This is a genomic window from Aquirufa nivalisilvae (assembly GCF_004307455.1).
Lineage (GTDB): Bacteria > Bacteroidota > Bacteroidia > Cytophagales > Spirosomataceae > Aquirufa > Aquirufa nivalisilvae.
Genome location: NZ_SEWX01000005.1, coordinates 251,745 through 274,643 on the forward strand (window position 1 = coordinate 251,745; position 22,899 = coordinate 274,643).

The following is a 22,899-nucleotide window of genomic DNA, read 5'->3' on the forward strand; positions in this document are numbered from 1 at the left end:
TTAGGGGAAAAAGCGTTCGTGAAAATTAACTAAAAATAGTTCATGAGTGGCTCGTGTAATAGCCGTGTATAACCATCTAATATATTCAGCATCAATTTGTTCTTCTTTTAGATATCCTTGATCCACAAAAACAGCTTTCCATTGTCCACCTTGTGATTTGTGACAAGTTAAGGCATAGGCAAATTTGACTTGAAGAGCATTAAGAAAGGGGTCTTTTCTAATAGCCTCCATTCTTTCTTTTTTCTTGGTTATATGAGCATAATCCTCACATACTGAATCATATAGCTTTTTATTAGCATCCTTTCCTAAGGCAGACTCAGCTGAGTGAAGTGTATCTAGTAATATTTTTGCTTCCACTTCGGGATGGTCTTCATAGTCGCACAAGCGTAGACTTACATTCAAAAACCGAAAACCATGCATGTCTTCTTGTCTTTTGATTTTCATTACTTCTACAAAATCACCATTTGCTATGAATCCTGCTGGAGAATCTTCATCCAACCAATGGTAATTGTTTCGAACAATCATTAATAAATCTCCAGAACTGATTTCATCTTCTTGATACAAAATAGATCTCCGAACAAATTCATTGTATTGAACCGCACTTTTATTTGACCGAGTAAGCAAAATAGTTTCTTCTTTCCCAAATTTCCGATAGGCATATTGCATACCATCTTCGACTTTTTCTCCAGACATTTTGAAAAAATCTTTGAATGATTTAGTATTAAATTGAATTTGATGAGAAGCCTGATTCAATAATTCACGGAGATTGGTCGCATTGTACAGAATCCCGGAATCTATATCTTGTCGCATGACGTCCGTCAATTCGTGGTCCATCACTTCCATATGAAATTCACTGCTGATATAGTCTTTGGAAAGAGCAGGAGAGAGGCTTTTACCTACTGGAGGTAACTGGGCAGTATCACCCACAAAAATTAATTTGTTGCCTGTATGCCCATTTTCTGGATTTGTAAAAACATATTCAATTAAATCCGTTAATAAACTATTGGAGCCAAAATCAGACTCATCGGTAATCATGGATGCCTCATCAACTATAAAAACAGTGTTAATTGCATAATTATTCATTCGCTGGAACACGAGGGCTCCTGAATTTGGATTACTGACTTGTCGGTATATTTTTTTATGGATCGTAAATGCTTTTTTCTTGGCATAATTCGCCATCACTTTGGCGGCTCGACCCGTTGGAGCCAATAATTGGGTCTTATAACCGAAGCTAGCTAATATTTTAATGAGGGTAGAAATGACCGTCGTTTTACCTGTCCCTGCATATCCTTTGATGATAAAGGTGAGGGCTCCCCATTCGTCTTTGTTGATGATAAAGTCATTTAATTTCTGAAACAAAGCTGTCTGTGAGGGTGTAGGCTCAAAGGGGAACTTTTGATGCAACAGAAAAGAAGGACTTTTGGAAGGATTCATGTCTTAAAGAAGACACAATTTACACAATTGAATCGGGAAGCAAAAGTGCGTTTTCCATGGAAAGCGGCCTAAATACATTGATAAGGCAGATATGGCTATAATCTTTTAATTCTGATTCTAAAATATCTCTTTCTTCAATTAATTTTTCATCAATTAATCTCCTACGAGTGGTTCCCCAATGTAAAGGTTCTTTAGGAGTATACCAGGCATCTCCCTGCTTGAATGCTAAATTGGCAATGCTTGAATCTTGTAATTTTCCATCTTTAGAAAAGATGATATCATCAGCTTCAGGATGTTCGGCTATTTTTTTCAGGATATGCGATCTATCGGCATACTTAAAGGTATATTCATAATCACCTGTAGGAACGATCGTTAATTTGCAGATATTTTTTGATTGATAGGGTATAAACTCATGAAATTCCCAATCTGTTCGGTATACCAATCTCGTACGATAACTTCCTTGCTGAGGAATTTCTAAGCTTGCAAAAAAATCATGAATGTTTAGAACAGGAGAACTTGGATAGTAAAACTGAAAGACATCATTGATTCTTTTTTGATGATAATCTAGATGAAGTGTTTCGCCATTTAAAACATGAACGGTTTCTAAAAATGTGGGCATTTTTTAAATTGGTAGGTAAACTTTTTGGATTAATTCCAAATACTCCTTTTCAGGATCAGAGAAGACGGTAATTCCACCTCCGCTTTTAAAAACTAAATTTTCTTCAATTTGTTCTATAAATCTAATCAAAACTCCTGAATCTAAGGTAGTTCCATCATATTTTCCCATAATTCCAGTATAAAACCCTCGCTCATAACCCTCTGATTTTTTAATAATGTCCATGGTTGCGGCTTTTGGGGCTCCTGTAATGGAACCTGCTGGTAATAAGGCTTTTAGAATACTTCCCAATTTATTTTTGAATTCTGGCATTATTTCTCCAGAAATCAAAGAAGACATTTGCCATAAATCCTGACTATGAGTCTTTACTTGTTCAATGTATTGATATTTTTCAACTTGAATGGGGTAGGCGACTCGACTAATATCATTTCGGATTAAATCAACGATTGTAGCATGCTCCGCCTGTTCTTTTGCATCAATACGTAAATCATCAGGTCTATTTTTTTCATTAACAGCTAAAGTTCCTTTCATAGGAAAGGCTTGAATTTTATTGTTTTCAATGTGAATAAATGGTTCGGGAGAGAAAACAACAAGCTGATCTTGAATGAGTAATTTATACTTAGCCCGAGCATGCAAAAAAATCTCTTCAATACTAAGATTAGTTTGGATGGGCGTAGGGAAGGTGAGATTCACTAGGAATGAGTCCCCACGTTTTAAACCTGATTGAACTTGATTAAACTTTTGTAAGTAATCTTTGTAGCTAATTGGATATTTATCGAATTGAATTTCTCCTAGATAGCCTGTGCTTTGTTTTTGGTTGAACTCAAATTTGATTCCCCATTTTTGGGCATCTTCTTCAGTTCCCCACCAAACATTTTCGCCTAGGTAATCACAAATAAAGACAAAAGGACGTCCCTCCACACCCCATTGATCCATGCCCAAGGCTGCTTGATCAAGAGAGATAAAAGGAATGTCCTTCATGGTTAATTTTAAATGAATTGTTGAGCCGCTTGGATTACTTGTGGAATTCCTTCTGGTTTTTGTCCTCCTGCAGTAGCTAAAAATGCTTGACCACCTCCGCCACCTTGTACTTCTTTGGCCAATTCACGAATAATTTTTCCAGCATCTAAGGATTTGGACGTAACAAGTTCTTTCGAGATTGCCAAGGCTAAGCTGGCTTTACCTTCTATTTCAGCAGCTAATAAACAGAATAAATTTTGATGTTCATTGCTCAAGTCAAAGGCTAAGTTTTTTAAGGCATCCGCATTGGGAACGTTCACTTGTTGAATTAAATATAGGAGCTCACCTTTGCCTAAAATTTGCTGCGTTAATGAAGATTTCAATGATTTAATCTCCAGAGCTTGGTATTGGGCAATGGTCTTTTGTAAGCTCGAATTTTGTTCAATCAAGCTAACTACTGCTTTAATGATATCTTTGGGAGCTTTTAAAAGTTCATTGATTTGATCTAATTGAGCAGCTTGTTCACTCAATAATTCAAAGGCTTTTTGAGATGTAACCGCTTCAATACGTCGAACACCTGTGGCTACTGAGCTTTCAGATAAAATTTTGAACAAGGCAATTTCCCCAGTTGAATTCACATGGGTTCCTCCACAAAGTTCTACCGAATAATTTGGATCAAAAGTGATTACACGGACGAAATCACCGTATTTTTCACCAAATAGAGCCATAGCTCCTTTTTCTTTGGCTTGTGCAATCGGTACATTTCTTTCTTCCAATAGAGGGATATTGGCCACAATTTTGGCATTGACCATATCTTCAATTTGCTTCAATTCTTCATCTGTCACTTTCTGGAAATGAGAGAAATCGAAACGTAATAATTGTTCATTGACTAAACTACCTTTTTGTGCTACATGTTTGCCTAGAATTTGTTGCAAGGCAGCTTGCATTAAGTGAGTAGAACTATGATGATTCGTTATGGCTTTTCTTCTGGTTTCATCAATTTGCGCTACTACTTCCTCTTCTTGTGCCACCTGTTCAATGGCTGGATCTGAAGTCCAATGTACAATTAAATCGTTTTCTTTTTTTGTATCAGATATTTCAATTTTTGTACCTGATTTTTTGAAAACTAAAAATCCTGAATCACCCACTTGTCCACCTGATTCAGCATAAAATGGGGTACTTTCTAAAACAATTTTATATTGTATACCCGCTTTATTCTGCACTTTTTGGTATTTCACTATACGAGTAGTCCAAGTAGCATGATCATATCCAACAAAGGAAACTTCATCACTATCAAATAAGATAACCCAATCTTCTGCGCTAGCGCCCGCGTCCTTTCTCGAACGGTTCTTTTGAGCATTTAAGGCAAGTTGGAATCCAGGTTCATCGATATCCATGCCTTTTTCACGGGCAATCAATGCGGTTAAATCTACTGGAAAGCCATAGGTATCATTTAATTCAAATACATCTTCACCAGTTAAAATTTGAGTTCCTTTCGCTTGAGTATCTTCCATTAATTTATCCAATCGCACCAATCCTGTGGAAAGTGTTCTTAAGAATGATACTTCCTCCTCATAAATCACTTTAGCAACAAACGCTTCTTGCGAAATAAGTTCGTCAAAAACTCCTTTGAATTGCTGAGCTAAAAGTGGTATCAATTCATACATGAATGGCTCTTTGAAGCCTAAATAGGTATATCCATACCGAACGGCACGACGTAAAATTCTGCGAATGACATAACCTGCTTTGGCATTGGAAGGTAATTGTCCATCCGAAATAGAAAATGCAATGGCACGAATATGGTCAGAGATTACACGCATAGCTATGTCGGTCCATTTATCTTGACCGTAAGTTATTCCACTTTTCTTAGCTAAATGCTGAATGCTGCCTTGGAAAACATCCGTATCGTAATTGGATTGTTTTCCTTGAATCGCCATGCATAGTCGTTCAAAGCCCATGCCAGTATCGACATGCTTAGAAGGGAGAGAAACCAAAGACCCATCAGCCATACGTTCAAACTGCATGAAAACGTTGTTCCAAATTTCCACTACCTGAGGATGGTCAGCATTAACCAAGGATTTTCCAGAAATTCGATCCACTTCATCTTGATTTCTCAAGTCGATATGGATTTCAGAACAAGGTCCACAAGGGCCGGTTTCACCCATTTCCCAGAAATTATCTTTTTTATTACCAAGGATGATTCTTTCTTCTCCGACAATGGCTTTCCAAATATCAAATGCCTCTTGATCAAAAGGGACACCATCTTTGGCATCTCCTTCAAATACGGAAACATATATGCGCTCTTTGGGTAATTGATAGACTTCTGTTAATAATTCCCAAGACCAAGCCAAAGCTTCTTTTTTGAAATAATCACCAAAAGACCAGTTACCTAGCATTTCAAACATCGTATGATGGTAAGTGTCAAAACCTACATCTTCTAGGTCATTATGTTTTCCAGAAACACGAAGACATTTTTGTGTGTCAGCAATTCTTTTCGATGGAGGAGTACCATTTCCCAAGAAAAAATCCTTGAATTGAGCCATCCCTGAATTATTAAATAATAGGGTAGGGTCATTTTTGGCAACTAATGGGGCAGATGGTACAATTAAATGTCCTTTCGATTGAAAAAAAGCTAAAAAATGCTGGCGGATCTCCGTTGAAGTCATTGGTTTAATATCGAAATTATGGGTAATTTTATTTCTTCCTGATTTTTCTAATCAAAGGAAGTGCAAAATTACGTGTTTTTATTCGAATTCTTGATTTTGCATCATAACAAGGTTTTAATTTATTAGATGGAGCAGTTTAGTAAACAGTATTATTCAATTTCTGAAGTCGCCGAGATTTTTAAGGTGAAAACATCTAAATTGAGGTATTGGGAAACTCAATTCCCTCATTTGATGCCTAAACGCCGCTCCAGCGGAATTCGGAAATATACACCTGAGGATATTGAGAAGATTAAAGTTTTGATTCAGTTGATTGAAGAAAAAGGTTTAACGATTGAGGGAGCTAAACAAGCTATTAATCACCGAGGAGAAGCGAAAAATATAAATACTCCATTAATTAATCAGTTAACTGAAATTCGACAGTTTTTACAAGGACTTCGCGAGGATTTGGGAGAATGATTTTTTTCTTTCGGGAAATGATTCATTTAAATCCCAATGGAGGAAGAAAAAGTATTTCAAATAGCTCTAAGTTTAGTACCTCAAATTGGCATAGTCAATGCTCGCCGACTCATATCTTACTTAGGATCAGCCAAACAAGTTTTTCATTCGACCACCTCTGTTTTACAGAAAGTACCCCACATTGGACCCATGATTGCCCACGAGGTTAAGTCCAATCTGGTGTTGAAAGAAGCGGAAAGAATATATTCTGATTGTATTAAGGAGCGAATACAACTATTCTTTTATTTGGATGAGGGATATCCTAATCGCTTAAAACAATTATATGATGCCCCATTGTTGTTGTATTTTAAGGGAAATGTCAATTTTCAACAAGAGAAAGTATTGGCATTGGTAGGGACTAGAAAGGCAACAGAATATGGGAAAGAGATTACTTATCAAATAGTTAAGGAATCAATAGATGATGATGTATTATTTGTTAGTGGATTGGCCTACGGAATTGACATAGCTTTACATCAAGCTTGTATAGAAATGAATGTGCCAACTATTGCTGTTTTAGCAGGAGGATTTCAGCGAATTTATCCTTCTTTACATATTAAGTATGCACATCAAATGATGGAATTGGGTGGGATTATATCAGAGCACCCATTTCATCAAAAACCTGATCCTAGATTTTTTCCAATGAGAAATCGAATCATTGCTGGCATGTCAGATGCGACGATAGTGGTAGAAGCAGCAGAAAAGGGTGGAGCATTAATTACGGCAGAATATGCTAACAACTACCATCGAGAAGTATTTGCAGTACCAGGAAATTTGCAAAAAGTATTCTCAGAAGGTTGCAATCGCTTGATTCAGAAAAACCAAGCCAATATTTTCACAGATTGGCTCAGTTGCAAGGAACAATTAAATTGGCAATCAAATCCAAATAAAATAGAGAAGAATAAAAGCCTGTTGTGGAGTCAATTGACAGATGATGAGAGTCAAATTTTGGCTTTGTTACACCAAGAAAAGGTGTTGGCTATGGATGAAATGGCTTGGAAATTGCAAAAAGGAATCAATCAACTGGCAATGCTTTTGTTGAACTTGGAGTTTCAAGGTTTCATAAAAACATTGCCAGGCCATCGATATGTATTGAAATGACTTACTTACGCCATTCACTTGGATTGATTCTCCAATCTTGTAATGTCATTAATTGAGTTTCTGTAACGTGATTTAATTTAACCGCTTCATCTATCAAGACATCATAGTTACTTAACGTAATACAAGGTATTCCATGGTTTTTGAAATTGTCTTCTGCGATTTGGAAACCATAAGTAAAGATGGCTACCATTCCTAAGACTTCGGCACCAGCCTCTTGCAAAGCAGCGGCAGCTTTTAATGAACTACCTCCTGTGGAAATTAAATCTTCAATTAAAACAACTTTTTGCCCTTTGTCGATATGTCCTTCTATTTGATTACCCATACCATGTTTTTTAGGCTCTGGTCTTACATAACAAAAAGGAAGATCCAAATAATCAGCCACTAAGGCCCCTTGTGCGATACCTGCAGTAGCTACACCCGCGATGATTTCAACCTCAGGAAAATAGGCTTTAACGGCTGCAGATAAACAATTTTTAATGTAAGTTCTTACCTCAGGGTAGGAAAGAGAAATGCGATTGTCGCAGTAAATCGGAGAATTCCATCCAGAAGCCCATTTAAATGGTTGATCAGGTCTTAATTGGATAGCTTTTACGCTTAAAAGGTGTTGGGCAACTTCTTGTGAAATAGTAAAATCAGGCATACGAATTTGTTTCAAAGATTATAGATACAAAAATAGTTTATTCAAGTTATCTTTCATTATTTAATTCTATTTTTGCCAACTAAAATTCTGAATTCAAACTATGATATTGTTTATAGACGACCGTCCGATTCGTATTTACAAGGAATCAAAAAAACATGCCATACCATTAGGGGATGAATTCGAATTAGTCATTGATGCTCGCCTTCAGCCCGTGAGATTATCCGATTTTAAAGGGCATACGTGTATTTTGAATTTGACATTAGACCAAATGGAGAAGTTGATACATGGTTTACACCAAAAGCCAGGTGCAACTTTTGATTCCGTTTATATTTTAGTAAAGGATATAAAACCTTTCAAACAAAGGATTTTTGGCATGTATCAGTTGTTGGAAGCGGCCGGTGGTGTGGTTTTAAATTCAGAGGATAAGGTGTTGTGGATGTTACGATTGGGTAAATGGGATTTGCCCAAAGGAAAGCTTGAAAAAGGAGAGAAGTTTAAAAAGGCAGCAGTTAGAGAAGTGGAGGAAGAATGTAATGTTAAGGCAGTTTTAGATCAAAAACTTTGTACTACCTACCATACTTATACCCATAAGAATCAGCGAATACTAAAGAAAACGAAGTGGTATTTAATGAATTCAATTGTAAATACGAAGCTAATTCCTCAGAAAGAAGAAAATATTGAAAAAGTAGAATGGTTAGGACCAGCTGCTATGAATAAAGCCATGACAAATACATATAGCTCGATACGTTATGTCATTCACCGATTTCAATTACTTTGTTCTTCTTCTAAATTATAAGGTAAATATTGATTAATTGAGCTACCATAGCGGTGCAAGTCTCGGATGATGGTAGAGCTTATGGGAGCTAAATGAGGTGAAGTAATTAAAAATACGGTTTCTAATTCTTCATTAATGTGCCTATTTACTTGCGAAATAGAGTTTTCATATTCAAAATCCGTTGTATTTCTTAATCCTCTAATGATGAAACGGGCCCCAACTTCTTTTGCTACAGTAGCAGTTAAATTTTGATATGTTACTACGCGAATAGGTTTTCCTTCAAATGTTTTCTCAATAGCTTCCTTCATTTTTTCTAAAGAAAAATACCTAGACTTGCTTGAATTGTGTCCTATGCCTATGACAATTTCATCAAATAAGGCTAATGCTCTTAAAACAATATCTTCATGGCCTTTGGTAAAAGGATCAAAGGAACCAGGAAAAAAAGCAGTTCTATGCTTCATGAGAAATGGATGGGGTAAAAATCTTAAATTGAGCTAATTCTTCGGCTAAGATAGAATCTAATTCACCAAACCAGTGAATACTGGCTGGATTCCATTTTAAAAAATAACTATCACGAATCGAGTGAATGTAGAAAGCTATTTCGGTGGCTTTTGAAAACGGAAATATATTGGCTAATACTAATTTGCCTGATTTTCTTAATACAATGTTAGCCTGATGGCGGTAAATAGAAATGCTTAATCCGTTATTTTGAGAATGTAACAGGAGATGTTCTAACTCATGATGATAGGATATTTGGGCCAAAGGAAACCAGTAACTTATTAAATCTTTCCATTCACTTGGAATTAAAAAGAGTAAATTGGCTGCTTCTGATGGAATATTTTGTCCATGAATTTCTTGTCCAACTAAGGTTTCTTCGCCTAATGCTTTTTCTAAAAAACCGATTCGATAAATGCGACTGTCGTATTTATGAGGAATAAGCAAAAAATGTTGATGGCAAAGAAAAACTTCAACATGGGTTAAATTGGATGGCGAAATTCCTTTTTTCTCCCAAAAATCCTTTTGAATTTTACTCGACTTGTTCCATTCAATATGGCCTGAGCTTAATTCCTGGCCATATTGGAATTCTAATCCATCTTCGTGCAAATGGAGAACAAGTGTGTTCAAGGAGTCAACATCAGAAGAGGAATTCAATTTTTCCAAGGCTATTGTTAGGTATAGAGGTTGAAATTGCAAAAAAAATATGGGATAGGAATAAAAATATTCATTTTTTTCTAGGCTCAAATTGAGTAATTTTGCGCCTTATTTAATTAAATACGCTATGTTACAGGTGTCTAATGTTTCCCTACGATTTGGGAAGAGAGTATTATTCGAGGAAGTAAATATCAAATTTACGGAAGGAAACTGTTATGGATTGATTGGTGCCAATGGTGCAGGTAAATCTACATTTTTAAAGATTCTTTCTGGAGAAATTGATTCTCAGACTGGAAGCGTTAGCATGAATCCTGGCGAGCGGATGTCGATTTTAAAGCAAAATCACTTTGAATTCGAAGAATTTCCTGTGCTTCAGACGGTCATTATGGGTAATAAACGCCTATATGACATTATGTTAGAAAAGGATGCCATTTATATGAAAGAGGATTTTACAGAGGAGGATGGTAACAAAGCAGCTGATTTAGAGGCGGAATTTGCTGAATTAAATGGATGGGAAGCTGAATCAGAAGCTGCTACTTTATTGAGCGGTTTAGGGATCAAAGAGGATATTCATTATTCATTATTAAAAGATATCAATGGATCGGAGAAAGTCAAAGTGCTTTTGGCGCAAGCATTATTCGGGAATCCAGATATATTATTACTAGATGAGCCTACGAACAACTTGGACATAGATTCCATCATGTGGTTAGAAGGCTATTTACAGAATTTCAAAAATACAGTGATTGTGGTTTCTCACGATCGTCACTTTTTAGATAATGTATGTACGCATATTGCGGATCTTGATTTTGGAAAGATTCAGCTGTATGGTGGAACTTATACTTTTTGGTATGAATCATCTCAATTAGCAGCAAGACAAAGAACAGATCAAAATAAGAAGACTGATGAGAAACGTAAGGAGCTAGAAGAGTTTATTCGTCGATTCTCGGCTAACGTAGCCAAATCTAAGCAAGCTACTGCTCGTCAGAAAATGTTGGATAAGTTACAAGTGGAAGATATTAAACCTTCATCTCGTAAGTATCCATTTATCAATTTCAAGCCTGAGCGTGAAGCTGGGGATCAATTATTAAGTGTTGATAATTTGTCCTATAAAACAGAAGAAGGAATTACTCTTTTCTCTAATTTATCGTTTACGATTAATAAAGGTGATAAAGTAGCTTTTTTAGCCAAAGATTCCTTAGCCATTACAGCTCTGTTTGACATATTAATGGGAGAAAGAAAGGCTAGTGGTGGGGATTTTAAATGGGGAGTTACAACTACTCAAACCTATTTGCCTAATGATAATGCATCTTACTTTAAAGATGACTCATTGAATCTGGTGGATTGGTTACGTCAGTATTCTACCGAAAAAGATGAAAGTTTTATTCGAGGGTTTTTAGGAAGAATGTTGTTTTCAGGGGATGAAGCTTTGAAAAAATGTACAGTAATTTCCGGAGGAGAAAAGCAACGTTGTATGTTCTCCAGAATGATGTTATCGGGAGCAAACGTGCTTTTATTCGATGAGCCAACTAACCACTTGGACTTAGAGTCAATTACGGCTTTAAACAATGGGATGATTGAATTTCCTGGAACTATTTTATTCACTTGTCATGACCACCAATTGACTAACACAGTGGCTAGTCGTGTCATTGAACTTGGTTCAAAATCATGTCTAGATAAATTAATGACCTATGATGAATTCATTACTGATAGTACAGTAAAATCGCAGCGGGTTAATTTATAAAGTTAGAGCTTAGATTTGTCAACTCTGATTTATCACTTAAGAATCGTCACTTACGATTTGTCAACTTAAGATTTGTCAACTTTTTAAAAGTTGACAAATCTAAGCTCTAAGATGACAGTTTCAATGCTCACTGAACAAAGCTATTCGAAAAATTCAAATTCAAGCTGTAAGTAGTTGATAATCAATATCAATTACTTGGCTTTTTTTACTTTCATATTCAAAGCATCCCATTCAATTGGTTTGCCTATTTCCACGGATGTATTGCATAAAACCGAAGGTCCAGCCGCTCTTAATCCAAATGAGGCATCTTCAAATACAGGTTTACCAGTTCTAATCGAATCAAAGAAATTGATAAAGTGATCTAAACGGTCATCATAACCTTGAGGGGCATTGAATTCTATTTCATCCAATACTTTCATTCTTCTATCATCTGGACTATACTTAGCATTATAATCAGCTAACATGGCGTCTTGCATGGATTTTGGGAAACTTTCCAAAGAATCATATCCTCCCATACTAGCTACTTTAGCTCTTTTGAAATGCTTGATTTTAATGCCTCTATTTTTCACTTCAATAACACCTTCTGTACCAATTAGTCGAGTCCCTTCACCTCCACCAGCTCCATCAGCCAAATTGACACGGGTCATGAATTGAAAGGCATTATGATTCTCCGTTTTTCCATAAGTCATAAATCCAGTTAATAAATCATATGCATCACGTCCATCCTTCCAATAATTTAGGGCACCTTGAGCATAAATTCTTTCTGGTCCTAATGAATTGGTTACCGTATGTAATCCAGTAACATTATGAACAAATAGATCACCAGCTACTCCCGTTCCATAGGCTTTGTAATTTCTCCAACGGAAAAAGCGAACTGGATCAAATGGCACCTTAGGTGCATCTCCTAAAAACGTATCCCATGAAACAGTTTGCAAACTAGCATCTGTCGGAATGGAATATTGCCATGCGCCATTGGCTGAATTTCGATCAGTATAAGCTTCTACATAAGTTATTTCACCAATGGTTCCTTGTTGATAATATTTACGGGCCTCCTGAAATACGACAGAACTTGCACGTTGAGAACCAACTTGTAGAACTTTTCCACTTGCTTTTTGGGCAGCAACAACAGCTAATCCTTCTTCCACATGGTGAACCATCGGTTTTTCACAATACACATGTTTACCAGCTTTAAGCGCATCAATCGTAATGTGGTCATGCCAATGGTCACTCGTACAAACTAATACAGCATCGATGTCTTTACGGGCTAAAATCTCTTTGTAATTTCTAGTTACAAAAATATCTTTACCCCATTTTTCTTGTGCACGATCTAATCTACCTTGGTATAAATCGGCTACTGCCACCAATTCTACGCCTGGCACTTTAAGTGCTGTTGTCGTATCATAATGACCAATAATACCTGATCCAATCAATCCTATGCGAATGGTGTCGTTTGGACTTACTTTAATTTTTTCTAATATCTGTGGCAATGGCCTTTCATCAGCTCCTAGCAAAGGAATTCCTCCCAGAAGGAGGGATGTACCAGCACTGAGCGATTGAATAAATTGGCGTCTACTTTTTTCCATGTGTTTGTAGCTTTTGTGTTTTCCAAATTACAAATTATCTGGAAATAAAAAACCCTAATCTAACCTGCAAAGGAAAAATTAGGGTTCTTGAAAAAACGTTAAACTCTTAAAGGATAAATCGTGTCGATAAGAAGTTAGATTGTTGATTTTCAACAATTTGATTCACAATATCCTTATTCGCCTGAGTTGCTTTGGTCGCAACTACGGTACGAATGGAGAATGAACGCAGAGCAGCTGTAACAGAAAGTGTTCCCTCTGCCGAATCCTTACGACCAGTGAATGGGAAGGAATCTGGTCCACGTTGACACTGTGCATTGATATTAACACGAGAAACTTGATTTACCGTTTCATCTATTAAAGCTGAAATTTGGTTTGGATCTGTTCCAAATATAGCCACTTGCTGACCGTGTGATGATTCGTGGATATAATCAATCGGTACATTGATATCATCAAATGGCACCACTGGCACTACTGGTCCAAATTGCTCTTCTGACCAAACTTTCATTTTCTTGTTTACTGGATACAATAAAGCCGGGAAGAATAAAGATTTGGCATTTTCTCCGCCATGTTTATTCAATACTTTGGCTCCATGCAACTTAGCATCTTCAATCAATTCCTTCAAATAAGCTGGTTTATTCGGCTCAGGAAGAGGGGTGATTTGTACACCAGAATCCCATACCATTCCAACTTTAATGGCTTCAATCTTTTCAGCTAATCCTTTGTTAAATGCCTCAGCCAAGCTGCTATGAACAAAGATGATTTTGATAGCAGTACAACGTTGACCATTGAATGATAATGAACCTAATAAACACTCATTGATTGCATTATCTAACTGAGCACTTTCCGTCACAATCGCTGCATTTTTGGCATCTAATCCTAAAATGGCACGTAAACGATTCACCTTAGGGTGCATTTTCTTTAATTTATCCGCTACTTTAGATGAACCAATTAAAGTTAATACATCAATTTTGCCCGATTCCATCAATTGGGGAATAATGGAATTTCCACGTCCATACAAAGTATTAATTACTCCTGCAGGGAAAGATTCTCTAAATGCTTCCAATAAGGGGTAGTGCAATAATGTACCGTGTTTCGGGGGTTTGAATAAAACCGTATTACCCATAATTAATGCTGGGATTAGGGTGGTAAAGGTTTCATTTAATGGATAATTAAACGGTCCCATACATAATACCACTCCTAATGGCGAACGGCGAACCTGGCCAATAATACCTTCTTCAATTAAGAAAGTTGAAGAATTTCTATCAATGTCTTTTAAGGCACCAATCGTATCGTAAATGTATTGGACAGTTCTGTCAAATTCTTTTTGTGAATCAGTCAATGATTTTCCAATTTCCCACATCAATAATTTAACTACCTCGTCACGCTTCAAAATCATCTTTTGTGTGAATTTTTCCACACATTCAATGCGTTTGTCAACTGACATGGATGGCCATTCTCCTCGACCATTGGAGTATGCTTTTACACCTGCGTAAAGAACCTCCATAGCATCTGTAGCATCAGTTATTGGATATGAACCAATTCGTTTAGGTTCGAATCCTTTTTCTGATTTAATATATATGGGAGACCAAACATCTTGAGTTTTGCCTTTCCATTGGCGCATCTCTCCATTCACTAAATATTCTCTTTGTTCGATCGGTTTGACCAAATCATATTCTTTGGGAATTTCTCCTTCTTTGGGAAACAGTTTTTCTAATTCACTCGATTGCATAGGTTATATTTTTATTGTCGCAAATTTCAGCTATTTGAACTATTCAAAGAATTCATGGCATGTATTATTTGAATAGTAATACTATTTTGTGAAAATATTATAAAAATTCTAAAATAGCTATTGGTTAATTTCTGAATTCAAGGGATATTTTCTCCTGATTCGATTGATCTGAAATCGCTTTTGATCTGTAAAGCTGGCTTCATGTAGTTGACTAAATTCGTAAAGCCAGGTAGAAAAGAGTTCGATGTCATTAGCTTTAAAAGCTAATGCATCTATTTTTTTACTGATTAAATAGGTTTCAAATTCCATTTCTAGTCCAGTTTTTCCTGAATGTTAATAATACTACCAATGCAATACTAGCTAATAATCCAGCAATGAAAAAGGGAAGAGGGATCATTTTACTAAATCCTTTATATAATAATCCTGACAAAAACGCACCAATTCCAATTCCCATTTCCAAAGCAATGTACATGGTGGCCATGGCTCTTCCCATGTGATTTTTATGGGCTAAATCCGTAGTCCAGGCAGCTAAGGTGGGCGTAGAAAAACCCCATGATATGCCAAATAAAATGGCAGAAATAATTAAGGTTAATGCAGATGCCGGAAATGCTAAAAGAAACATGGCGGCAATTAAAAATGCACAAGAAATGATCAATACAGGTATTCTTCCATGTTTATCAGAACTTTTTGAAAAGAAAAAACGGACAAAAATGGAAGCGATTGTGTAAATCGTAAAATAGAGCCCTTTATTATGCCAACCCACTAATTTGGTGGTATCAGGAAGTAAAGTAACCACTACTCCCGAAGAGAAAGCCATCAAAATCATGATCAAAAAAACGGGAGCTATTTTGGGCTCAAATACATCATTCCAATTGATTTTAAATAGCTTTAGTGAAAATTTGCTTTTCATGCTTTTGGGCAAAGTTTCTTCCAATTTCATTAAAATGACAATGGAAGCTAAAGCAAATAAAGAAGAAACATAAAACATGGCTTGTAATCCAATACTATTAGCTAAACCAGAACCGATACTTGGACCAATAGACATGCCTGTCGCAGTAAATATCCCTAATGTTCCTTGAGCTTCTCCACGGCGATGTTCAGGAATAATATCGGCGACATAGGCTGCTGTGGCAGTGGGTTTCGTCCCGGTCGACATACCATGAATAAAACGCAGAAATAAGAAGGCTTGAACGGTATGTACCATCGGGTAAATACCTCCGCAGATAAAACAAACGATGGATCCAAAGGCCATGACAGGTACACGACCTATGTGATCTGTTAATTTTCCTGAGAAAGGTCTACTGAGTCCTGCAGTTAAGGTAAATAGAGCGATGATGTATCCAATGTATTCGCTTCCTCCCATGGCAGCCAAGTAATCTGGAAGCTCGGGAATAATCATGGAAAAACTGGCCGCAAATAAAAAATTACTTGTACAAAGTAACCAGAAGGGTATGGTATAAATTTTCTCTTCTTGTATTTCCATCCTAAATTTCCTCCTCTATGATGGTGTCGATTTCTTTTTTATTCAAGCCCATTAAGAAGGCAGGTAATAGAATCAGATTACAAATCATTGCCATCAATAAAGTAATGGAAACTAAAATGCCCAAAGCCTGTGTTCCTTTGAAGGTAGAAGCCGTAAAGATGAAAAAGCCAAAAAATAAAATCATGGCTGTATAAAACATCGATACCCCCGTTTTTTGAATCGTAATTTGTACAGCTCTTTTTACATTCATTTGATTCTTTAGCCACTCTTCTTTATACCTGGTTAAGAAATAAATAGTCCCATCACTGGATATACCAAAAGCAATCGAAAAGATAAGGATAGTACTTGGCTTCAATGCAATATTGAAATATCCCATTAAGCCAGCTGTAATAATCAAAGGAATTAAACTAGGTAAAGTTGATATTAACACCATTTTCCATGACCTAAATAAAACAGCCATCAGAAGGCAAATTAAGACAATTGCCGTAATGGTACTTTCAATTAAGTTCTTTTGTAAATATTCGGTGTTAAATGAATTAATAACTGAATTCCCTGTAACATCAGCTTGATAAGCATTGGGATTATCCTTAGCCAATATTTCTCCAGTTTCAGGATCTGTTCTGAAAATACTATCAATCTTAGGTTGTAAAATTTGATATAATTCTTTCGTTCTAACTGTACCTGCATCCGCCATTTGGTAAGAAATACGGGTGTGCTGCTTTTCTTTATCGATGAATCCAGCAAATAGATTACTCTTGCCTGATAAGCTCGATTGAAAGTCTTTCAGTTTATTCAATTCGTCAATCCCTGGAAGGGTGAAATATTTGGGGTCTCCACCTCGATACACTTGGTATAAATACTTAGTAGCTGTCAAAATGGAAAGTCCCGTAGTGAATTCAGGGTATTTTGCCATGAGCTTCTCTGTCCTTTTCATTTTAGATAAAATTTCAGGACTTAATGCCTTTCCTGGTGATTTAGCATCTACTGAAATTTCGAAAGGAATGATGCCATGAAAATGCTTTTCAATAAATTTTAAATCCGTGTATATCGCATTTTCACGAGGTAAATCATCGACAATAAATCCAATGGCCTTTATTTGCAATAAACCGTAGACGGACACCATCAACAAAAAGATGACAGTTCCATAAATGGATTTTCGATGATTTAAAACCCAATTTTCAATTCTAATCAAGAATAAATTAACTCTTTTAGATTCAAAATGAGCCAAATCTTTTGGTCGAGGTGGTGCTAAGAAACTAAAGAAAATAGGAATTAATAGAAGGGATAATAAAAAAGTAAACATCACATTCACAGAAGCTACAATCCCAAATTCAACCAATAATCCTGAACCTGTAAAACTAAACACCCCAAATCCAATGGAAGTAGTAAGATTGGCTAGGAACAAGGTTCTACCTACTTTAGAAGCACTTTCTTTCAATGAAAAAAGCTTGTCTTGTGTCTGTATGTAAGTCTCATGGTATTTATTCAATAAGAAAATAACATTGGGTATACCAATCACAACTATGAGGGGAGGTATTAAACCAGAAAGTAAAGTGATTTTAAACCCTAGAAATACAATGGTGGCTAATGAAGCAAGAATACCAATTAGAATCACAATTAAGGCAAAAAACACGACCTGTATGGATCTGAAAAAGAATAATAAGATGAGTGAAGTTACTAAGATGGCTAAGCCAAGAAATATAATCAGTTCTTTCGTTACTTGAGACGTATATTCCGTACGAATAAAGGGCATTCCTGAGAAGTGAATATCTCGTTTGGTAGATAATCGATATTCTTCTCCTAACTGCTTAATTTTCTTAACTAAAGTGATTCTACCTTTATCATTAATTGTTTTTTGATCTAAGGTAATTAACAATAAATGTACCTTGTAGTCATCTGTATATAAGAAATTAGTAAAAATGGGTAATCGACTAATTTTACTTTTTAAGGTATCTAAGCGCTCTTGTGTAGTAGGTAAATTGGCATCCCAAATGGTCCTAGTTTTAAACTTTTTGTCCGTGCTATCAATATATACTTCTGGTAAATTGGATAAGGATAAAATGTTTTTGATCCCGGCTAATTGTTTGATATCCTGACTTAGTTTTTTCCAAGCATCAAATTCGGCAGGAGTGAAAAGCTGTGGGTTTTCTAGACCTATCACCATCACATTGCCATCTTCTCCATATTTCTTTTTGAAGCCTTCATAAAGCTGAAAGCGCTCATCTGTTTTAGGCAATATTTTAGCTAATTCATAACTTAATTGAATTTGCGAAGCCTTGTAAATAAGCCCTACAGTTAGAAGAGCTAAAACAAAAAGAATAGCAATTTTATGTTTTAAAATATTGGATCCAATCCAATCCCAGGCGTTTTTCATGTTTATACTTTTTGAGTCAATGCTTCAGCAATCAGCAAATCCTCAGGGGTTGTAATTTTAATATTGGAATAATTTCCTTCCACTAAGTGAATATCAATTCCTAATAATTCCACCACACTCGCATCATCCGTAAATGAATCTTGATATTCTTGTTGAAATGCTCTTTTTAAAAGAGAAAATTCGAATATCTGCGGTGTTTGAATGAGTTTAATTTGTGTTCGATCTAAAGGAAGATATACGTTTTCGTTATTATCCCATTGACGAATCGAATCCTTACTAGAAACGGCTAATACGGCATTTCCATGTTCTTCAGCATGTTGATAAGCTTGCTGGATACAAGTTATAGATACCAATGGCCTAACACCATCATGAATAGCTACTAAAGCTTGCTGATTTTCCTGAATAGCTTGAATACCCTGTTGACTAGAATGAAAACGAGTAGCGCCACCTTCCACTAAGTGATGTGGACATTGTTGTAGAATTTCAGGATGTTCTTGACAAAGTAAATGCCAAGTAGAGAATTGATTCTGAGGTAAAACTAAAATCAATTCAATGTCAGCGAATGCTTTTTTGAATTGTAGAAGAGTATGGAATAAAATGGGTTTGCCTTGAAGGAGCAAAAATTGTTTGGGAACGGCACTTTTCATTCGCTGTCCAGTACCTCCGGCTACAATGATGGCATATTTCTTCAAAACAAACCCGATTTTAGTTAGATGATTAACATAACGTCACCATAACTAAAGAAACGATACTTCTCTTTAATGGCTTGTTGGTATGCTTCATGAATTAATTCATATCCTCCAAACGCCGAAGTCATCATCAAAAGTATAGACTCAGGTAAATGAAAATTAGTTAATAAAGCAGTAGGTATTTTGAATTCGTATGGAGGGAAAATGAATTTATCTGTCCAGCTATTGATTGGTTTTAAGTGACCACTAGCAGAAACAGATGATTCCAATGCTTTCATTACTGTTGTTCCAACAGATAATACATGCTTTTTATTGTCAATAGCTTGATTGACATAATCACAAGTATCTTGATTGATAATAAAATGTTCAGAATCTGTTTTATGCTTAGTCAAATCTTCTACATCAACCTGACGGAAAGTACCTAAACCAACGTGCAAGGTAATAGGAGTGAACTGCGCGCCGTTAAGTTCCATTTTTTTCATGATGATCTTCGAGAAGTGCAATCCGGCTGTTGGAGCAGCCACAGCACCCACATGCTCAGCATAAATGGTTTGAAAACGCTCAGCATCTTCTGGGGTAGCTTCTCTCTTAGAACGGATTTCTTCAGGAAGTGGAGTTTCTCCTAATTCGTGAATAGCTGCCATTAAAGCATCATGGTCACCATCATATAAGAAACGAATTGTTCTTCCACGTGAAGTAGTATTGTCGATAACCTCGGCAACTAAATCAGAATCTCCAAAATATAATTTATTACCAACGCGTATTTTACGAGCAGGGTCTACCAAAACATCCCATAGACGATGTTCACGATTCAATTCTCTAAGTAAAAACACTTCAATTTGAGCGCCTGTTTTTTCCTTGTTTCCATACAATCTCGCAGGGAAAACCTTCGTATTATTGGTTACTAACACATCTCCTTCTCCGAAGTAATCAACGATGTCAGTGAATTTCTTATGTTCAATGGTTTTGTTTTTTCTATTTACAACCATCATGCGAGCGTCTTCGCGGTTATCTGTTGGATGTAAGGCAATTAAACTTTGAGGTAAATCGAATCTGAATTCAGATAATTTCATTCGTATGGGGTTTGAAAATGAAAAACGTAGAATTAATTAACGTAAAAAATTAATTCAATCGTTCATTTATTTTTGAATTAAAAAAACAATTTGCAAATATACACTTTTCAAGGGGGGCTTGTCAAGGTAATTTTTTGAAACAATCAATAGCCATGTCAGTTTACCTAGTGTAAATTGGTAAGAATGAATGAGATTTCTGTTTTTTGGTTTCGCCGTGATTTGCGTATAAAGGATAATGTCGGGCTTTTTGAAGCTTTAAGTAGTGCATTTCCTGTTTTGCCTATTTTTATTTTTGACCCTAATATTTTAGATAAATTAGAAAATAAAAAAGATGCCCGAGTTGAATTTATTCATGAAGCACTCGCAAATTTAAAAAGTGATATTCAGGAACGAGGTGGCGATTTGATGGTATTACATGACAATCCTTTATCTACTTTTAAATCATTAGCACAGCATTACACTATCAAACATATTTACACCAATCATGACTACGAAAGTTATGCTATTCAACGGGACTCTGACATCAAAACATGGGCTGAGGACTTAGGAATATCATTTCATAGTTTTAAGGATCAAGTCATTTTTGAAAAGGATGAAGTTTTAACTGGGCAAAATACGCCCTACACGGTTTTTACTCCTTATTCAAGAAAGTGGAAAGAAAAGTTAGCAAATACCGAATGGAGGCAATTTGAATCAGAAAATTTGTCAAATTATGTTCGTGGCTCATTTGAAATGCCAGCATTAAATACATTGGGTTTTCAACCATCTGGATTTCAATTTCCTTCATTGAGTTTTTCAGATGACATAATTCGACAATACCAGGTGAACCGCGATTATCCGGGTTTAGATGCTACTTCTCATGCTTCTGTCCACCTCCGATTTGGAACTGTTTCGATTCGAGAATTAGTCAAAAGAGCACTAGGAAAGTCAGAAACTTGGCTAAATGAATTGATTTGGAGGGATTTTTATTTCAATATTACTTTTCATTTTCCTCATATTGGACAAGGCTTAGCTTTTAGAAAAGAATATGATCGCATGAAATGGCGAAATAATGAACAGGAGTTTGAGGCATGGAAAAACGGACAAACAGGCTATCCAATTGTTGACGCAGGCATGCGTGAATTGAATCAAACAGGTTTTATGCACAACCGTGTGCGCATGATAGTGGCTAGTTTTCTGGTTAAGCACTTATTAATAGATTGGAGATGGGGAGAAGCCTATTTTGCTGAGAAATTATTGGATTTTGATTTTTCAGCGAATAATGGAGGGTGGCAGTGGGCTGCAGGTTCAGGTTGCGATGCAGCGCCATATTTTAGAGTATTCAATCCTTATTTACAAACTCAAAAATTCGACAAGGAATTAAGCTACATTAGAAAATGGGTGCCAGAGTTTCAGGAGTTTCATTATCCCAAGCCAATCGTTGATCATGAATTTGCTCGAAAACGAGTATTGGCTGCCTATAAAGAAGCTTTAGGGTAGTGCCGTATAAATGGTTTTGCCAGCTATTTTATAATCTTCTAAATCGATGCTTAAAAATCCAATCTTCAGGTTTACTTCCATTTTAAATGGAATCTGATAGCTGTCTTGGCTAATCCATAGTCGAATGGCGTCTTTGTCTTGAAACAAATTGTTTTTAGGTAACACCAATGAGGTTCGGATACAATTTTTTGTTCCAAATTTACTTTCTACCTTTTCAAAGCCTTTTACGATACACCAAATTTCATAAACTTGGCCGTCAACAAGTATTTTGGCACTCATCTTTTGACCAATTTCTAGTTCCTGTAAGTTCTTTTTACGTAGAAAATAATAACCGGAGATTAAATCTAACATGGAGTTAGAAATGCTTAGGTTCTTATCTTTGGGGGTATTTTGTGGGGAGGAAATTTGCGCTATTCCTTTGTCGTGGTAAAAATCAATTACTTCTTGTTTTTTGTACCGCCCTTCTCTTTTATTCATTTCTGCTTTAATAGGCAATAAAGTACTTGGGTCCATGTAAGATACCCATATGTCTAAGAGTGGACTGAAAACATTGAATATACCTACTGTCTTTCCTTCTATCTCTACTTTCCTGGTAGGAATCTGTCTAACGGATCCCAAATTAGGACTGCTTTTTATCTGAGCTTCGGCAGCATTAATAAATCCAAGATGTATTCGGTATTTCAACTGCTCACCACCTAAAAGTACATCCTTGTCTTGTGCTTTTGACGTGATGGATAGGCAAAATAATAAAAAGAAATAGGCAAAAATTTTTGTTTTCAAAGGGTAGAAGGCTCAATTTCTGGCAAGATAAGTATTAATGAAATAAGAGTATAGAATATCAAGTAATTTGATTAAATATTAGTGGCTATTTCCTATTTTTGTTTAGCTAAATACAAAACAAATTTGTGATAG

The 22,899-nt window shown here is 36.0% G+C and carries 19 protein-coding genes; 5 read left to right on the top strand and 14 right to left on the bottom strand.

The window, feature by feature from the left end:
- Genes EWU22_RS07925 through alaS form a run of 4 tightly spaced genes read right to left on the bottom strand, consistent with a single transcriptional unit; the run spans position 1 to position 5,676 of the window.
- Positions 1 to 1,434 carry an ATP-dependent DNA helicase gene (locus EWU22_RS07925; protein WP_130925119.1) on the bottom strand — a complete coding sequence of 478 codons (1,434 nt, stop codon included), beginning with the start codon at positions 1,432 to 1,434 and terminating at the stop codon, positions 1 to 3.
- Between the two features lie 19 nt (positions 1,435 to 1,453).
- Positions 1,454 to 2,053, bottom strand: a complete 600-nt coding sequence (locus tag EWU22_RS07930) for an aminotransferase class IV (RefSeq protein WP_109322796.1) — start codon at positions 2,051 to 2,053, stop codon at positions 1,454 to 1,456.
- Positions 2,054 to 2,056: 3 nt separating this feature from the next.
- Entirely contained in the window at positions 2,057 to 3,031 is a 975-nt protein-coding gene (locus EWU22_RS07935; protein WP_130925120.1) for an aminodeoxychorismate synthase component I, read from the bottom strand.
- A gap of 8 nt (positions 3,032 to 3,039) precedes the next feature.
- Positions 3,040 to 5,676: an alanine--tRNA ligase gene (gene alaS, locus EWU22_RS07940; RefSeq protein ID WP_130925121.1), complete on the bottom strand. Its 2,637-nt coding sequence runs from the start codon at positions 5,674 to 5,676 to the stop codon at positions 3,040 to 3,042.
- Between the two features lie 126 nt (positions 5,677 to 5,802).
- Here alaS and EWU22_RS07945 point away from each other — a divergent pair, with 126 nt between their 5' ends.
- Positions 5,803 to 6,132: a MerR family transcriptional regulator gene (locus tag EWU22_RS07945; RefSeq protein ID WP_130925122.1), complete on the top strand. Its 330-nt coding sequence runs from the start codon at positions 5,803 to 5,805 to the stop codon at positions 6,130 to 6,132.
- A gap of 36 nt (positions 6,133 to 6,168) precedes the next feature.
- Positions 6,169 to 7,269 (top strand): DNA-processing protein DprA, encoded by a 1,101-nt coding sequence (gene dprA / locus EWU22_RS07950; protein ID WP_130925123.1) that lies wholly within the window; start codon positions 6,169 to 6,171, stop codon positions 7,267 to 7,269.
- Between the two features lies 1 nt (position 7,270).
- On the opposite strand, the gene pyrE is transcribed toward dprA, so the two are convergent.
- On the bottom strand, positions 7,271 to 7,909 hold the full coding sequence (gene pyrE / locus EWU22_RS07955) for an orotate phosphoribosyltransferase (RefSeq protein WP_109322801.1): 639 nt from the start codon (positions 7,907 to 7,909) through the stop codon (positions 7,271 to 7,273).
- A 100-nt stretch (positions 7,910 to 8,009) separates the two neighbouring features.
- Between pyrE and EWU22_RS07960 the strand changes: the two genes are divergently transcribed.
- The gene (locus EWU22_RS07960; protein WP_130925124.1) at positions 8,010 to 8,705 is read left to right on the top strand and encodes an NUDIX hydrolase; all 696 of its coding nucleotides are present in this window, start codon (positions 8,010 to 8,012) and stop codon (positions 8,703 to 8,705) included.
- Here the strand turns inward: EWU22_RS07960 and coaD are convergent.
- Both coaD and EWU22_RS07970 read right to left on the bottom strand, forming a co-directional pair.
- Positions 8,675 to 9,145 (bottom strand): pantetheine-phosphate adenylyltransferase, encoded by a 471-nt coding sequence (gene coaD, locus EWU22_RS07965; RefSeq protein ID WP_109322803.1) that lies wholly within the window; start codon positions 9,143 to 9,145, stop codon positions 8,675 to 8,677. The genes EWU22_RS07960 and coaD overlap by 31 nt on opposite strands.
- The gene (locus EWU22_RS07970; RefSeq protein ID WP_161566814.1) at positions 9,135 to 9,845 is read right to left on the bottom strand and encodes a DUF3822 family protein; all 711 of its coding nucleotides are present in this window, start codon (positions 9,843 to 9,845) and stop codon (positions 9,135 to 9,137) included. Before EWU22_RS07970 ends, coaD begins: the two co-directional genes overlap by 11 nt.
- A gap of 118 nt (positions 9,846 to 9,963) precedes the next feature.
- On the opposite strand from EWU22_RS07970, the gene EWU22_RS07975 reads away from it, so the two are divergent.
- Complete coding sequence (locus tag EWU22_RS07975; protein WP_109322805.1) at positions 9,964 to 11,577, top strand: ABC-F family ATP-binding cassette domain-containing protein; 1,614 nt, start codon at positions 9,964 to 9,966, stop codon at positions 11,575 to 11,577.
- Between the two features lie 191 nt (positions 11,578 to 11,768).
- Here EWU22_RS07975 and EWU22_RS07980 read toward each other — a convergent pair whose 3' ends face one another.
- The 6 genes from EWU22_RS07980 to queA form a co-directional block, all read right to left on the bottom strand.
- On the bottom strand, positions 11,769 to 13,160 hold the full coding sequence (locus tag EWU22_RS07980; protein WP_130925126.1) for a Gfo/Idh/MocA family protein: 1,392 nt from the start codon (positions 13,158 to 13,160) through the stop codon (positions 11,769 to 11,771).
- A gap of 106 nt (positions 13,161 to 13,266) precedes the next feature.
- Positions 13,267 to 14,889, bottom strand: a complete 1,623-nt coding sequence (locus EWU22_RS07985; protein ID WP_109322807.1) for an NADP-dependent glyceraldehyde-3-phosphate dehydrogenase — start codon at positions 14,887 to 14,889, stop codon at positions 13,267 to 13,269.
- Positions 14,890 to 15,187: 298 nt separating this feature from the next.
- The gene (locus EWU22_RS07995; RefSeq protein WP_231962825.1) at positions 15,188 to 16,372 is read right to left on the bottom strand and encodes an MFS transporter; all 1,185 of its coding nucleotides are present in this window, start codon (positions 16,370 to 16,372) and stop codon (positions 15,188 to 15,190) included.
- Position 16,373: 1 nt separating this feature from the next.
- Complete coding sequence (locus EWU22_RS08000) at positions 16,374 to 18,746, bottom strand: efflux RND transporter permease subunit (RefSeq protein ID WP_130925128.1); 2,373 nt, start codon at positions 18,744 to 18,746, stop codon at positions 16,374 to 16,376.
- 2 nt (positions 18,747 to 18,748) lie between these two features.
- Positions 18,749 to 19,438, bottom strand: a complete 690-nt coding sequence (locus EWU22_RS08005) for a 2-C-methyl-D-erythritol 4-phosphate cytidylyltransferase (protein WP_130925129.1) — start codon at positions 19,436 to 19,438, stop codon at positions 18,749 to 18,751.
- 17 nt (positions 19,439 to 19,455) lie between these two features.
- Complete coding sequence (gene queA, locus EWU22_RS08010) at positions 19,456 to 20,508, bottom strand: tRNA preQ1(34) S-adenosylmethionine ribosyltransferase-isomerase QueA (protein ID WP_109322812.1); 1,053 nt, start codon at positions 20,506 to 20,508, stop codon at positions 19,456 to 19,458.
- 183 nt (positions 20,509 to 20,691) lie between these two features.
- Between queA and EWU22_RS08015 the strand changes: the two genes are divergently transcribed.
- The gene (locus EWU22_RS08015; protein ID WP_130925130.1) at positions 20,692 to 21,987 is read left to right on the top strand and encodes a cryptochrome/photolyase family protein; all 1,296 of its coding nucleotides are present in this window, start codon (positions 20,692 to 20,694) and stop codon (positions 21,985 to 21,987) included.
- Here the strand turns inward: EWU22_RS08015 and EWU22_RS08020 are convergent.
- The gene (locus EWU22_RS08020; protein WP_130925131.1) at positions 21,979 to 22,767 is read right to left on the bottom strand and encodes a DUF3108 domain-containing protein; all 789 of its coding nucleotides are present in this window, start codon (positions 22,765 to 22,767) and stop codon (positions 21,979 to 21,981) included. The genes EWU22_RS08015 and EWU22_RS08020 overlap by 9 nt on opposite strands.
- Positions 22,768 to 22,899 lie beyond the last annotated feature (132 nt).

Excerpts from the sequence above, each read along its gene's own strand:
- coaD (WP_109322803.1), bottom strand. The coding sequence starts at position 9,145 with ATGAAGCATAGAACTGCTTTTTTTCCTGGTTCCTTTGATCCTTTTACC.
- EWU22_RS07925 (WP_130925119.1), bottom strand. The coding sequence starts at position 1,434 with ATGAATCCTTCCAAAAGTCCTTCTTTTCTGTTGCATCAAAAGTTCCCC.
- alaS (WP_130925121.1), bottom strand. The coding sequence starts at position 5,676 with ATGACTTCAACGGAGATCCGCCAGCATTTTTTAGCTTTTTTTCAATCG.
- EWU22_RS07985 (WP_109322807.1), bottom strand. The coding sequence starts at position 14,889 with ATGCAATCGAGTGAATTAGAAAAACTGTTTCCCAAAGAAGGAGAAATT.
- queA (WP_109322812.1), bottom strand. The coding sequence starts at position 20,508 with ATGAAATTATCTGAATTCAGATTCGATTTACCTCAAAGTTTAATTGCC.
- EWU22_RS07995 (WP_231962825.1), bottom strand. The coding sequence starts at position 16,372 with ATGGAAATACAAGAAGAGAAAATTTATACCATACCCTTCTGGTTACTT.
- pyrE (WP_109322801.1), bottom strand. The coding sequence starts at position 7,909 with ATGCCTGATTTTACTATTTCACAAGAAGTTGCCCAACACCTTTTAAGC.
- EWU22_RS07975 (WP_109322805.1), top strand. The coding sequence starts at position 9,964 with ATGTTACAGGTGTCTAATGTTTCCCTACGATTTGGGAAGAGAGTATTA.
- EWU22_RS08000 (WP_130925128.1), bottom strand. The coding sequence starts at position 18,746 with ATGAAAAACGCCTGGGATTGGATTGGATCCAATATTTTAAAACATAAA.
- dprA (WP_130925123.1), top strand. The coding sequence starts at position 6,169 with ATGGAGGAAGAAAAAGTATTTCAAATAGCTCTAAGTTTAGTACCTCAA.
- EWU22_RS07935 (WP_130925120.1), bottom strand. The coding sequence starts at position 3,031 with ATGAAGGACATTCCTTTTATCTCTCTTGATCAAGCAGCCTTGGGCATG.
- EWU22_RS07960 (WP_130925124.1), top strand. The coding sequence starts at position 8,010 with ATGATATTGTTTATAGACGACCGTCCGATTCGTATTTACAAGGAATCA.
- EWU22_RS07945 (WP_130925122.1), top strand. The coding sequence starts at position 5,803 with ATGGAGCAGTTTAGTAAACAGTATTATTCAATTTCTGAAGTCGCCGAG.
- EWU22_RS08015 (WP_130925130.1), top strand. The coding sequence starts at position 20,692 with ATGAATGAGATTTCTGTTTTTTGGTTTCGCCGTGATTTGCGTATAAAG.
- EWU22_RS07980 (WP_130925126.1), bottom strand. The coding sequence starts at position 13,160 with ATGGAAAAAAGTAGACGCCAATTTATTCAATCGCTCAGTGCTGGTACA.
- EWU22_RS07930 (WP_109322796.1), bottom strand. The coding sequence starts at position 2,053 with ATGCCCACATTTTTAGAAACCGTTCATGTTTTAAATGGCGAAACACTT.